The sequence below is a fragment of the Gilvibacter sp. SZ-19 genome (genome assembly GCF_002163875.1).
GTDB lineage: Bacteria > Bacteroidota > Bacteroidia > Flavobacteriales > Flavobacteriaceae > Gilvibacter.
In genome coordinates this window covers 440,864-456,084 of sequence record NZ_CP019333.1, presented here as the reverse complement: position 1 = coordinate 456,084, position 15,221 = coordinate 440,864, and the positions used below count along the sequence as shown (strand labels likewise).

The following is a 15,221-nucleotide window of genomic DNA, read 5'->3' as shown; positions in this document are numbered from 1 at the left end:
TTGGGGAAAAGATAAAGTGTAGCTCACTTTAGCAATAAAATAGCATAGCATATTAGCATTATGGCAAGAAATAAAGATAACAACACGGTAAAGAAATTCAACAAGATTTCTATTGGTTTGGCTTCGCCGGAGTCTATTTTGGCAGAATCTCGCGGAGAGGTACTAAAACCAGAAACCATCAACTACCGTACCCACAAACCCGAGCGCGACGGATTGTTCTGCGAGCGTATTTTTGGACCTGTTAAGGACTACGAATGTGCCTGTGGAAAGTACAAGCGTATCCGCTATAAAGGAATCGTTTGTGACCGTTGTGGGGTAGAAGTTACCGAAAAGAAAGTGCGTCGTGATCGTGTAGGTCACATCAACTTGGTTGTACCTGTTGCGCACATCTGGTACTTCAGAAGTCTTCCGAACAAGATCGGATACCTTCTTGGATTGCCGTCCAAGAAGTTGGATATGATTATCTATTATGAGCGTTATGTGGTTATTCAGCCAGGTATCGCCAAAAACGAAGAGGGAGAGCCGTTGCAAAAAATGGATTTCCTTACTGAAGAGGAGTATTTGAACGTATTGGATACGCTTCCTCAGGAGAATATGTACTTAGAAGATTCAGACCCGAACAAATTCATCGCTAAGATGGGTGCGGAGTGTTTGATCGACTTGTTGAACCGCATCGATCTAGATGCTTTGTCTTATGATTTGCGTCACAAGGCCAACAACGAGACTTCTAAGCAGCGTAAAACTGAAGCCCTTAAGCGTTTGCAAGTGGTGGAAGCTTTGCGTGAGGCAAACAACAATCGCGAAAACAAACCAGAGTGGATGATCATGAAGGTAGTTCCGGTGATTCCACCAGAATTACGTCCGTTGGTACCACTAGATGGTGGGCGTTTCGCAACTTCGGATCTGAACGACCTTTACCGTCGTGTGATTATCCGTAACAACCGTCTGAAGCGTTTGGTAGAGATCAAAGCTCCGGAAGTGATCTTGCGTAACGAAAAGCGTATGCTACAGGAATCTGTAGATTCACTATTCGACAATACCCGTAAGTCATCCGCAGTAAAAACAGACTCTAACCGTCCACTGAAGTCACTTTCTGACTCGCTAAAAGGTAAGCAAGGACGTTTCCGTCAGAACTTACTTGGTAAGCGTGTGGATTACTCAGCACGTTCGGTAATTGTTGTTGGACCTGAATTGAAACTATACGAATGTGGTCTGCCTAAGAACATGGCCGCAGAACTATACAAGCCGTTTGTGATCCGTAAACTGATCGAGCGTGGTATCGTGAAGACGGTAAAATCGGCTAAGAAGATCATCGATAAGAAAGAGCCTGTAGTTTGGGATATCTTGGAGAACGTTCTTAAAGGACACCCAGTACTCCTGAACCGTGCTCCTACTCTTCACCGTTTGGGTATCCAAGCGTTCCAGCCAAAACTTATCGAAGGGAAAGCGATTCAGCTACACCCATTAGTGTGTACGGCATTTAACGCCGACTTTGACGGTGACCAAATGGCGGTTCACCTTCCACTTGGGCCAGAAGCGATTCTGGAAGCACAGCTGTTAATGCTTGCCTCTCATAACATTTTGAACCCAGCGAATGGTTCTCCGGTAGCGGTACCTTCTCAGGATATGGTATTGGGTCTATACTACATGACCAAGCCACGTAAATCTACCAAAGACCACCCTGTTAAAGGAGAAGGCTTGACCTTCTACTCTGCAGAAGAGGTGATCATTGCGTACAACGAGAAGCGTGTTGACCTTAACGCGATCATTAAGATCCGCACTAAGGACTTCAACGAAGCAGGAGAATTGGTATATCAGATCATCGAATCTACTGTAGGTCGTGTGATCTTTAACGAAGAAGTACCAGAGGCTGCAGGTTATATCAACGAAGTATTGACCAAGAAATCCTTGCGTGATATCATTGGTGGTATTTTAAAGGTAACCGACGTACCTACAACTGCTGAGTTCTTAGACTCTATTAAAGACCTAGGATATAAGTTCGCCTTTGAAGGTGGTCTGTCCTTTAGCCTTGGGGATATCATTATTCCACAGGAAAAGCACAGCATGATCGACGACGCGAACGAGCAAGTAGACGGCATCATTGCCAACTACAACATGGGTCTTATCACCAACAACGAGCGTTACAACCAGGTAATTGATATTTGGACTGCGACCAACGCGAACTTGACGGAGCTTTCTATGAAGCGTATCCGTGAAGATCAGCAAGGGTTTAACTCCGTGTATATGATGCTTGACTCTGGAGCGCGTGGTTCTAAGGAGCAGATCCGTCAGTTGACAGGTATGCGTGGTCTGATGGCCAAGCCGAAGAAATCGAACTCTGGTGGTGGTGAAATTATTGAAAACCCGATCCTTTCTAACTTTAAGGAAGGACTATCGATCTTAGAATACTTTATCTCTACGCACGGTGCGCGTAAAGGTCTTGCGGATACGGCTCTTAAGACGGCGGATGCAGGATACTTGACCCGTCGTTTGGTAGATGTATCTCAGGATGTGATCATCAACGAGCACGACTGTGGTACGCTACGAGGAGTAGAGGTAACTCCTTTGAAAAAGAACGAAGAAGTAGTGGAGTCCCTAGGCGAGCGTATCGTTGGACGTACTTCACTAAACGATGTTTACGATCCACTTACCAACGAGTTGTTGGTTAGTGCAGGAGATCACATTGACGAGGCTATCGCCAAAAAAGTTGATGCTTCTCCAGTAGAGAGCGTAGAGGTTCGTTCTGCTTTGACCTGTGAGGCCAAAAAAGGTATCTGTGCACAGTGTTACGGCCGCAACTTGGCGACCGGAAAAATGGTACAGATCGGTGAAGCTGTTGGTGTTGTGGCTGCTCAGTCTATTGGAGAGCCTGGTACACAGCTTACACTACGTACCTTCCACGTGGGTGGTATTGCCGGAAACATCTCCGAAGAGAACAAACTCATCGTGAAGTTCGACGGAAAGGCCGAGATAGAAGACTTGAAGACCGTAAAAGGAGAAGATGCAGAAGGAAACGAGGTAGATATCGTGATCTCTCGTACTTCTGAGATCAAAGTGGTTGACAAGAAAACTGGAATTGTCCTAAGTACTAACAACATCCCTTATGGTTCTTCCATCTTTGTAAAAGACGGACAGACCCTTAAGAAAGGTGATGTAGTATGTCAGTGGGATCCATATAACGGGGTAATCATCTCTGAATTTGCTGGTAAGATCAAGTACGAGAATATCGAACAAGGTGTTACGTATCAAGTAGAGATTGACGAACAAACCGGATTCCAAGAGAAAGTGATCTCTGAATCGAGAAACAAGAAACTGATCCCAACGCTTCATATCTGCGGCGCTAAAGGAGAAGTGATCCGTTCATACAACTTACCAGTAGGGGCTCACCTTATGGTAGACGATGCCGAGAAGATCAAGGTTGGTAAGATCTTGGTTAAGATTCCACGTAAATCTGCGAAAGCGGGTGATATTACAGGGGGTCTTCCACGAGTTACCGAGCTATTCGAAGCGCGTAACCCATCGAACCCTGCAGTTGTAAGTGAGATAGACGGTGTTGTTTCCTTTGGTAAGATCAAGCGAGGTAATCGCGAGATCATCGTAGAATCTAAATTAGGTGACATTAAGAAATACTTGGTGAAGCTGTCTAATCAGATCCTGGTACAGGAGAACGATTACATCCGCGCCGGTATGCCACTTTCTGACGGTTCTATCACTCCGGAGGATATCTTGAAGATCAAAGGCCCATCCGCAGTACAACAATACTTGGTGAACGAGGTTCAAGAAGTATACCGTCTGCAAGGGGTGAAGATCAACGATAAGCACTTTGAGGTAGTAGTACGTCAAATGATGCGTAAGGTGAAGATCAACGATCCGGGAGACACTATCTTCTTAGAGAACCAATTGACGCACAAATACGACTTTATCGAAGAGAACGACAAGATCTTTGGTATGAAGGTCGTATCTAGCGCAGGAGACTCAGAAAGCTTGAAAGAAGGCCAGATCGTTTCTCCACGTCAGTTGCGCGATGAGAACTCTATCTTGAGACGTGCAGACAAAGCCTTGGTAGAAGCTCGTGATGCAGTTCCTGCAACCGCGACTCCTATCTTGCAAGGGATCACCCGTGCATCGCTACAGACCAAGTCATTCATCTCTGCGGCTTCCTTCCAGGAGACGACAAAGGTATTGAACGAGGCTGCGGTAAGCGGAAAAGTGGACAGCCTAGAAGGCTTGAAAGAGAACGTAATAGTAGGTCACAGAATTCCGGCCGGAACCGGTATGCGTCATTACGACCATATCATTGTAGGTTCTAAAGAAGAGCTAGAGCAGATGACCGAAGAGAAGCAAGAGGTTAACTACAATTAATCCTTGACTATAAATGATTTGCAGAATCCCGTTTTTTAGCGGGATTCTGTGTTTTTACACCTAAAATTATGAGCGATAGTAAAGAACAAAAAAAAGGGCAGATCAATATCGAATTGGACGAAGCAGTGGCCGAAGGAATCTACAGCAATCTCGCCATTATCAATCACTCTGTCTCTGAATTTGTGATCGATTATGTGACCATTATGCCAGGCACTCCTAAAAGCAAGGTTAAAGCGAGAATTATCCTTACCCCACAACACGCCAAACGATTCCATAAGGCTCTTGGCGATAACATCAAGCGATTTGAGGCGGCCAATGGCAGTATTCAAGATGTTGAGCAACCGCCAATACCCTTGAATTTTGGCCCTACAGGAGAGGCCTAGTGGGCTTTTTCAAACTCACTGACATAGTGTAGGGTCACGTTTGGATATTTTTGCTGTGTCATTTGCAGTGTGAAAGAAGAATCTGCAAAGAAGACCAATTGTCCCCGTTTGTCTTTAGCCAAGAATTTTGACTTCACTCTTTTAAATTCAGCAAACTCTGCACTTTTCGGATCCTTTGGGTCTACCCAACAGGCCTTATGTACGTTTAGCGTTTCGTAAGAACACTTGGCGCCGTATTCGTGTTCTAAACGGTATTGGATCACTTCGAACTGAAGTGCCCCTACAGTACCAATGACTTTACGGCCGTTCAACTCGAGTATGAACAATTGGGCAACACCTTCATCCATCAATTGGTCGATTCCTTTTTCCAACTGCTTGGATTTCATCGGATCGGCATTGTTGATGTATTTAAAGTGCTCCGGAGAAAAACTAGGAATGCCTTTATAGCGCATCTCTTCGCCTTCTGTTAGGGTATCTCCGATCTTGAAGTTTCCTGTGTCGTGCAGTCCGACTATATCTCCCGGATAGGAATAATCGACAATCTGTTTCTTCTCGGCAAAGAAGGCATTCGGACTCGAAAACTTGAATTTTTTACCCTGCCGCACATGTAAGTAGGGTTTGTTGCGCTCAAAGGTGCCAGAAACCACTTTTACAAACGCCAGGCGATCGCGGTGTTTCGGATCCATATTGGCGTGGATCTTAAAAACAAAGCCGCTAAAGGCGTCTTCGCCAGGATTGACCAAACGCGTATCGCTTTCTTTTGGTCGTGGAGGAGGAGCTATACTCACAAAACAATCCAACAATTCTCTCACTCCGAAGTTATTCAAAGCAGAGCCAAAGAATACCGGTTGTAGATTTCCGGCCAAGTAAGCTTGTTTGTCAAACTCCGGATAAATACCCGTAACCAATTCTAGTTCTTCGCGCAGTACAGTTGCTGCATCTTTGCTGATTAGTTGGTCCAGTTTGGAGTCGCTGAGATCGCTGATCTCTACCGTTTCTTCTATATTCTTTCTAGAATCACCACTAAAGAGATTCACATTGTTTTCCCAAAGGTTGTAGATCCCTTTAAAATCATAGCCCATACCGATTGGGAAACTCATAGGAGTAACCTTGAGATCTAGTTTCTGTTCTATCTCATCCAGGAGTTCAAAGGCGTCTTTCCCTTCGCGATCTAACTTATTGATAAACACGATCATAGGTATGTTTCGCATCCTGCAGACAGAGACCAACTTCTCTGTTTGTTCCTCGACCCCTTTGGCCACATCGATCACTACAATTACGCTGTCAACGGCAGTTAAAGTTCTAAAAGTATCTTCCGCAAAATCTTTGTGTCCGGGCGTATCTAGAATGTTGATCTTGGTTCCTTTATATTCAAAAGCCAAAACAGAAGTTGCCACAGAAATACCACGCTGACGTTCGATTTCCATAAAATCGGAGGTTGCACCTTTTTTGATCTTATTAGATTTAACGGCTCCGGCCTCTTGAATTGCTCCACCAAATAACAAGAGTTTTTCGGTGAGTGTAGTTTTACCGGCATCTGGGTGGGAGATAATCCCGAAAGTTCGCCTGCGGGCTATTTCTTTTTTTAAACTCATAAAAGAAGGGATCGACTTTTCGTTTGCAAATATACAGTTTGTGTTAGGAGGTAATTCTTTACGGGCCCAATTTTTATCAAATTAAATTACTGATATGTGATTAGTCTCCTGCTAAAGGTGTTAATGCTACAAAAGAAGCCTGAAACTTTCGATCTGATCACCTAACTATCTTAAATTGATGGTTTAAGATTGTTAATGGGCGTTAAACGTAAAATCAAAGACTTGTTGTTTCAAACTATTCAGTATTAGGCGATTTTGACGGTATTTTAATTGGTTAATTCTTCAAAATCTAACATATGTTAGTCTTACACAGAACTAGCCTGTAAATGCTTGTTATTAAGTATTTATACGTATTTGTTCAGAATTGTATCCTACAAAAAGATAAGGTTTAACCGTAACATATGGGTTATTCGTCGTCATTTTTTAACCGTTAGTAGAAAAGGGAATAATCTATGGTTGAAGATTCAAAACTACGGCTACCTTTGGATTAAAGAAATTGTTTTTCATCCCCTTTAACGTAGAAAACTTTTTAATTAACAACGCTAACTATTCAATCTTTTAAACGCTCGTAAACCGCATAGATTTTCATTACCAAACAACCTTATTAGTTTTATGCAAAGCCGAATTTTGGGATTTGGCATTCTTACGAGTCTGTATTTATTTGAGGAGATAGCTTGCGGATGAATATAACGCATGAAAGAAAAGTACTTTATCCCCGCAAAAGGCATTAAGGCTGCTCAGCCGAATTTTCAATTTTCAAAACAAATCCGAGTAGGGAAGACTTCGTCGCTACTTACTCTTGTTTTTATCATGTTGTTTACTGCAACAGCATGGAGCCAAGTTGAAATAACTCTTGTGAATCGTTCAGAGAAATCGATTTACACTCCAGTTCATCTTCACGAACTCAAGATCCAGAACAATTCGGGTCAGACCCAACAATATGTTCTGCAAGCGGAGACCACGAATTGTGGAAAGAAAGCATATTCTGATTTGGATTTTCGCATCCTTAATCAGCAGCAAACCGAAACAAACACCTTTAGCGTTCCTGCAGGAGCCAGTGTCACCTTTTATGTGGAGACCAAGGAATCTGTACGAACCAAAAAGAATACATGGAATTGCCTAGAGATAAAGGCGCTTAGCTCATCGGGGGCAAACCCGCTGACGAGCTTCGTCTTGAAATCATTCATTCCTGATTCATCTAAAACTGAATAACCTCCATCATGAATACGATAGGTAAATCAACGATACTTTTATTGCTAGTCTTACTCGGTTTTACGGGCGAGGCTTTGTCGCAATTAAAAACTCCGTTCACTCCGCGTTATAGCGAGACCATTAACGGAAACTACCAGACCATCGGAAATAACATGCTCTCTAGAGATGCAGTTCTTCCTTATAATGGCTTGGATGGAAACCACGATTTTATCGACAATGTATATGTCGATATCGATTCAGATCCGACAACATTCAATTCCAGTAGTGCCAATATGAGCAATCCTGCTCCGGGAGAAGGTGACTGTTTGGTCATTACCAAGGCCTTCTTGTACTGGGCAGCGGCAGATAAGGAAATGGACGATGGTTCAGACAACCAACCTGCATGGAATTTTGACGATGTAAAGCTGATGTTGCCAGGGTCTTCGTCTTATGTGACCCTTGATGCAGACGATGTTATTTTCCGCGGACGTGACGAGCACTTTGTCAACGATCCGTATATCTGTTTTAAGGATATTACCTCAATGGTTCAGAGCCTTGCGGATCCTTTCGGAACTTACCAAGTAGCCAATGTGGAGGCAAAGGCTGGAGATCTGTTGGGTCACTTAGGTACCAATGTAGGAACTTCTGGTGGATGGCAGATCGTATTTGTTTACGAAGCCCCGTCTTTAAACGCTCGTAACGTAACCCTTTTTGATGGTTATGGCCACGTTACACGTGACGTATTTGGATACGATATTGATTTTGATGGATTTCAAACCGTTGATTCTGGCGCCGTAACAGCTGATGTTCTTTTTGGTGCATTGGAAGGAGATTTTGATTTAGCTGGTGATCGTTTACAGATCCAAAACACTGCTGGCACATTCGTAGATTTATCAACACCTTCTCGTGCTGCCGATAACTTCTTTGATAGTAGCATTACCAATAACGGTGTTGATTTTCTGGATAGAAATCCAGCGAGTAGAAACACTTTGGGTTATGATATTGGCGTTTTCCGACTGTCTAACCCTGGAAACTCCATACTTGATAATAACCAGTCCAGAACCTCTATTAGACTTACCTCTAATCAAGAGACCTATGGACTTTATCTATTAGGATTATCCGTAGAGGTTTTCAATCCTGATCTGGATCCTATTTTATTAACCACTAGTGTGACCGGTGATGTTAGCCCAGGTTCTACTTTTAATGTAGACTTCGGGATAGAGAACACCGGAAACGATAATATTCAAGATCTTACAGTAAGTTATACTGTCCCTGTCGGATTTGAGTTCGAAGGGGTTAGTGGATTACCAACAGGAGTTACCTTTAATTATAACACTGGGACTCGATTATTGGAGTTCTATTTTGACAATTCTATTGTTGAGATAGCAGACCCAGCTGTAAATGTACAATTCCAACTTAGTGTTCCTCGTGCTTGTGCGACCTTAGGAAGCACTTTGCCGGTTCAGGTTGCTGCGGAATATGCTGGGGAGTTCAATACCACTGTCCGCACCATTGTAAGTTCTAGTTATGTAGACGAATGTGGTGTGGGTAATTTAGAACCCTCTTATGTGACCATAGCAGATGCTCCAGACCTAGAAGTTACTTCTTCAGTAAGTCCAGCAGATTGTTTTGGTGCAGAGACTGGTGCTATCGATGTTACAGTATCCGGAGGAACTCCTCCATTTACCTTTATGTGGAGCACTGGAGAAACCACAGAAGATCTTACCGATCTTGCGGCAGGTACCTATGAGCTTACGGTAACAGATCTTAATGACTGTAAGCACACCCAAAGTTTTACAATAACTCAACCAGATGAATTCCATGTTGATATAGAAGCTACCAACGGTACAGAAGCTGGTTCTTGCAATGACGGAACCGCTAAAGTTATCGCTAGTGGAGGAACCGTACCTTACAGTTACCAATGGAGTGCTAGTGCGGGTAGTCAAACTACACAAACTGCAACCAATCTGCCATACGGAGTTCACACAGTTGTTATTACCGATGCCAACGGCTGTACTTTTGAGGCCACTGCCTATATCAGTTGTGATCTAGAGGGTTGGTCTTACGATTGTGGTGAAGAAGTTGAGGTAGACGAGTACGGATACAACGCCAACTGTATGGCAACCACTGTGGTAAATATTCCAGACGCGGCAAATGTGTTCCAATATATTGTTGAGATTGTATACGACAGCAGCAACCCTGGGCCAGCAATTGAATTTACGGAAGGTTCTGGAACTACGCAAACCCTTATTCGTGCGGAAGTTGACGCTCCAAATAACGAGTGGGTTTACCGCGGATTGTTTACTGGAAGTACTAACAGCATTTCATACAGTGATAGTGCAGATAATTGTGACCTTCAATCTGTAGTGGTCTATGCCTTTAGAAATGTGCCAGGTTCTCTGTCGGCCACATTTGGTGTGTTTACTGATGCCGATGGTAACAACTCTTTACAGACTTTTAATATTCCGATCGCAACTTTCCCAACGGCAAGAGATCTTGTGATCGAAGTGCCTGTTTCTGAGTTGACAGATGACGGACGTTACCTATTGGTTCGTGCAGAAGCAGGAGGGGTTTCAGAAGAAGTTATTTTATACGGTCCAGATAGCTCGCTTCCTGGAGGCGCCTGTTGTTTGGCCATTCCTACATTTACGCTAAATGGGGTACCTGGAGCCACTTCTACGGTAACCATAACCTTGGATTCTAGAAACGGACAGAACGGGCAAACTGTGAATGGCCAGTCTTGGATTCTAAGTTCAGGTATCAATGTAGAGACTTTGTGTTACGATCCTATCGCGATCACTGTAGAATCACAAGACGATATTCTTTGTTTTGGCGATAGTACAGGACGTATCGAAGTAGCAGGAACTGGTGGTGTACCACCTTATAGCTACAGTGCAAACGGCGGAACACCTCAAAGCTCTCCTATCTTTGACGGTCTTGCTGCAGGTGTCTATACTATAGAAATTGAAGATGCCTTTGGAAATACGGCTACTGTCGAGGTTACCTTGACTCAGCCAGAACCACTGAGCATTGTAATTACAAAAGAAAACGCTACCACTGCACAAGGCTGTGCAGATGGAGAAGCCACTGCTACTCCAGACGGAGGAACAGCTCCTTACACTTACTTATGGAGTGCATCCGCAGGAAGTCAAACTACTGCTACGGCTATAAACCTACCTTCTGGTACACACACTGTTACAGTAACAGATGTTAACGGTTGTGAATTAGAGCAGGGGGTAGTGATTGATTGTTCAAACACTTGTGATGCTGTTATCGCTGTCGATGATAGTGTAGACATACTTTGTACGGGAGATGACACAGGTAGTGCTACCGTTAGCGCAAGCTCTGTGGCAAATCCTGGAGCTACATTCACCTTTACTTGGGACACAACACCACCTACTGTAGTTAGCGGAGCTACTTCTAGTACGCTAACTGGTCTTACAGCCGGAATATACACCGTAAGTGTAACAATTGATGGAACGGTTTGTTTGCCAGTTGAGCAAAGCGTAACAGTTACTGAACCTGCTAGTGCATTGAATGTATCGGCTACATCAACTGACGAGGCTGGTCCTACAACTGGAGACGGTACGGCTACAGCTGTAGTGACTGGAGGAACTCCTCCTTATACCTATAGTTGGTCGCCAGGAGGTGAAACCACAGAAGGAATCACTGGCTTGAGTGCCGGAGATTACACAGTGACTGTTACCGATGCAAACGGTTGTGTGGAGTCAGCTACAGTTACCGTAAACCCTGGAACTTGTTTAGATCTTGCTGTAACAGCAACTTCAACTCCTGTTACTTGTAATGGCGATTCAGATGGAACTGTCTCTGCTAGTGTGACGGGCGGTTCAGCTAGCTTTACCTATTTATGGAGTACTGGTGATACTACTGCAAGTGTAAGTGGTCTAGCTGGTGGATCTTACACGGTAACTGTTACAGATACAGTGACCTTGTGTGAGCAAACTGCGACTACCACAGTCGATGAGCCATATGTTTTAGACTCTGGTATTGCTGTGACCAACGTACTTTGTTTTGGGGAGTCAACCGGATCTCTTGATCTGACTGTTACTGGAGGTACTGCGCCTTATACTTTTGCATGGAGTACTGGAGACACTACCGAAGATATTTCAGGACTACCAGCTGGTACTTATAATGTAACTATTACTGACGCGAATGGTTGTGTTGCAAACGATACAGCTACAATTTCTCAGCCGCTACGCGGTTTAGAAGTGAGTATAGATTCTCAGTCTGATATTGTTTGTTCAGGATTAGGAAGCGTTACGGTAGCAGTAATAGGAGGAACCGCTCCTTATTCTTATAATATTGATGGTGGAGCTTACGGAGCATCTGCTACTTTTAGTGACCTAGCCGCCGGAGACTATGTAGTTGGCGTATTGGATGCAAACGGATGTACTATTACTATAGATGTTAGCATCTTATTCAATTGTACGGATGCGATCGATGATATCAACAACACCTTCCAAGACACAGCAGTTAGCGGAAACGTACTAACCAACGACGAGGACTTTGAAGGAGATACACAGACGGTAACTGGAAACACAGCTCCTGCAAACGGAACAGTGGTAGTTAACCCTGACGGGACATACACCTATACTCCAAACCCAGGATACACTGGTGAGGATAGTTTTGAGTACACTATTTGTGACGATGGAACGCCACAGGCTTGTGATACGGCTACGGTATACATCGAGGTATTGCCAGACAGCGGCCCAGAGAATGAGGCTCCTATTGCTAATGCAGATACTAATACTACAGAGGTAGACACTCCGGTATCAGGTACTGTACTGGCTAACGATTACGATCCAGACGGAGACCCAATCGTAGTAACGGGCAACACCACTCCAGCCAATGGTACGGTAGTAGTGAACCCTGATGGTACTTATACTTACACGCCAAACCCGGGATACACAGGAGAGGATACCTTTGAGTATACTATTTGTGATAACGGAACACCAGCACTTTGTGACACTGCAGTGGTTACCATCACCATCAACGATGACAATGGAAACATCACTGTAGCTAACGATGATGCGTATAACACGACTCCAGATACGTCAGTAAGTGGAAATGTATCCGACAACGACTTTGATCCAGAGGGTGACAACCAAACGGTAAGTACCACTCCGGTAAGCGGTCCAACTAACGGTACACTAGTACTTAATGCAGATGGTAGTTTTGAATACACGCCAAACGCAGGCTTTGAAGGAACGGATCAGTTTGTATACTCGGTATGCGACGACGGTAGCCCAGTGGCTTGTGATGAGGCAACGGTATACATCACTGTAGGTGGTATTTTAAATACTACGGATGCGATCGATGATATCAACAACACCTTCCAAGACACAGCAGTTAGCGGAAACGTACTGACCAACGATGAGGACTTTGAAGGAGATACGCAGACGGTAACTGGAAACACAGCTCCTGCAAACGGAACTGTGGTAGTTAACCCTGACGGGACATACACCTATACGCCAAACCCAGGATACACGGGAGAGGACAGCTTTACCTATACCATTGTAGACGACGGTAACCCACAGGCTACAGACACGGCTACGGTATACATCGAGGTATTGCCAGACAGTGGCCCAGAGAATGAGGCACCTATTGCCAATGCAGATACCAACACGACTGAGGTAGACACTCCGGTATCAGGAACGGTACTGGCTAACGATTACGATCCAGACGGAGACCCAATCGTAGTGACAGGCAACACCACTCCAGCCAATGGAACAGTGGTAGTTAACCCTGATGGAACGTATACGTACACTCCGAATCCAGGATACACGGGAGAAGATACTTTTGAGTATACTATTTGTGATAATGGCACACCAGCACTTTGTGACACTGCAGTGGTTACCATCACCATCAACGATGACAATGGAAACATCACTGTAGCTAACGATGATGCGTATAACACGACTCCAGATACGTCAGTAAGTGGAAATGTATCCGACAACGACTTTGATCCAGAGGGTGACAACCAAACGGTAAGTACCACTCCGGTAAGCGGTCCAACTAACGGTACACTAGTACTTAATGCAGATGGTAGTTTTGAATACACGCCAAACGCAGGCTTTGAAGGAACGGATCAGTTTGTATACTCGGTATGCGACGACGGTAGCCCAGTGGCTTGTGATGAGGCAACGGTATACATCACGGTAGGTGGAACAGGTAACGAGATCCTAGCGATCGACGATATCAACGACACCTTTGTGAATACTCCAGTATCTGGACAGGTATTGACCAATGATGAGAATCCTGACGGACCTGCGGGAACTGAAGTGGTTACTTTAGTGACTGGACCTGCTAATGGCACCTTAGTATTGAATGCTGATGGAACCTATACATACACTCCTGATACGGACTTTGTAGGAGAAGATACCTTTGAGTATCAAGTGTGTGATGGTGGTAATCCAATTGCTTGTGATACGGCAATTGTGACTATCGAAGTGGTAGATGATCCTATTTTAGAGAATGATCCTCCGGTTGCAAACAACGACACGAATACAACAGAAGTAGACACTCCGGTAACAGGAACTGTACTAGCCAACGATTACGATATGGATGGAGATCCTATCGTAGTAACTGGTAACACAACTCCTTCTAACGGTACAGTTGTAGTAAACCCTGATGGAACTTATACGTACACTCCAAACCCAGGATACACGGGCGAGGATACTTTTGAATATACTATCTGTGATAACGGTACTCCAGCACTTTGTGATACCGCAGTAGTGACCATTACAGTAACTGATGACAACGGTAATATTACGGTTGCTAATGACGATGCATACTCCGGAGAGGTTGATACACCTATCAACGGAAGTGTGTTAGATAATGATAACGATCCAGAGGCAGACAATCAGACTGTAAGTACAACTGTTGTTAGCGGACCAGCTAACGGGACAGTTGTGATCAATCCTGACGGTACTTTCACTTATACACCAGCTGCTGGTTATGTAGGTCCAGATCAATTCGTGTACTCTGTATGTGATGATGGCACTCCAGTAGCTTGTGATGAAGCGACTGTATATCTGTTGGTGCGTCAAACACCAGCTCCTGCCATTGCTTTGGTAAAGAGTGGTGCTTTCGTAGACGGAAACGGAAACGGATGTTCGGATGAAGGTGAAGTTGTTGCTTATACCTTCACAGTAACCAACCAAGGAAATGTTCCTCTAGCTAGCGTTACTTTGACCGACGCCTTGTTTGAAGTTCCGAATCCAGTTGTACCAATTGTATTGGTTTCTGGAGATGTTAATGGAGATGGTATTCTTGATATCGACGAGACTTGGGTATTTGAAGCTGATTATGCTTTAACTACTGCAGATGTAGATACGGGATTAATCACTAACCAAGCATTTGTGGCTGCCATCGACCCTGATGGTACAGAAGTGAACGACCTTTCAGATGATAACTCTGTTAATGAAGACGACCCAACCGTAACTGGATTGTGTCAAGCTAGCTCCATGAGCGTGATCAAGAACCAAACTTCTGCCGCTGGTGGAGAGGGTGATGTGATCACTTACGATATCGTGGTAACCAACACGGGTAACACGACCTTAACTAACATTGAGATCACAGACGACAACGCGGTGATCACTGGTGGTAACCCAATTGCGGAACTACTTCCAGGTGCTTCAGCTACAGTAACTGCGGAGCACGTGATCAC

Annotated in this window: 5 protein-coding genes; 4 read left to right on the top strand and 1 reads right to left on the bottom strand. The window is 44.3% G+C overall.

Going from position 1 to position 15,221, the window contains the following annotated elements; translation table 11 throughout:
• Nucleotides 1-60 precede the first annotated feature (60 nt).
• Complete coding sequence (gene rpoC, locus BTO09_RS02035; RefSeq protein ID WP_087523075.1) at nt 61-4,362, top strand: DNA-directed RNA polymerase subunit beta'; 4,302 nt, start codon at nt 61-63, stop codon at nt 4,360-4,362.
• Nucleotides 4,363-4,430: 68 nt separating this feature from the next.
• Nucleotides 4,431-4,745, top strand: a complete 315-nt coding sequence (locus BTO09_RS02030) for a DUF3467 domain-containing protein (RefSeq protein WP_087523074.1) — start codon at nt 4,431-4,433, stop codon at nt 4,743-4,745.
• Here the strand turns inward: BTO09_RS02030 and BTO09_RS02025 are convergent.
• Entirely contained in the window at nt 4,742-6,340 is a 1,599-nt protein-coding gene (locus BTO09_RS02025; RefSeq protein WP_087523073.1) for a peptide chain release factor 3, read from the bottom strand. The genes BTO09_RS02030 and BTO09_RS02025 overlap by 4 nt on opposite strands.
• Nucleotides 6,341-7,033: 693 nt before the next feature.
• Between BTO09_RS02025 and BTO09_RS02020 the strand changes: the two genes are divergently transcribed.
• Both BTO09_RS02020 and BTO09_RS14515 read left to right on the top strand, forming a co-directional pair.
• Nucleotides 7,034-7,552 carry a hypothetical protein gene (locus BTO09_RS02020; RefSeq protein WP_087523072.1) on the top strand — a complete coding sequence of 173 codons (519 nt, stop codon included), beginning with the start codon at nt 7,034-7,036 and terminating at the stop codon, nt 7,550-7,552.
• An 8-nt stretch (nt 7,553-7,560) separates the two neighbouring features.
• On the top strand, nt 7,561-15,221 hold a 7,661-nt coding region (locus BTO09_RS14515; protein WP_198356512.1), incomplete at its 3' end, for an Ig-like domain-containing protein.

Coding starts and splice junctions, on each gene's coding strand:
- BTO09_RS02025 (WP_087523073.1), bottom strand. CDS start 6,340: ATGAGTTTAAAAAAAGAAATAGCCCGCAGGCGAACTTTCGGGATTATC.
- rpoC (WP_087523075.1), top strand. CDS start 61: ATGGCAAGAAATAAAGATAACAACACGGTAAAGAAATTCAACAAGATT.
- BTO09_RS02020 (WP_087523072.1), top strand. CDS start 7,034: ATGAAAGAAAAGTACTTTATCCCCGCAAAAGGCATTAAGGCTGCTCAG.
- BTO09_RS02030 (WP_087523074.1), top strand. CDS start 4,431: ATGAGCGATAGTAAAGAACAAAAAAAAGGGCAGATCAATATCGAATTG.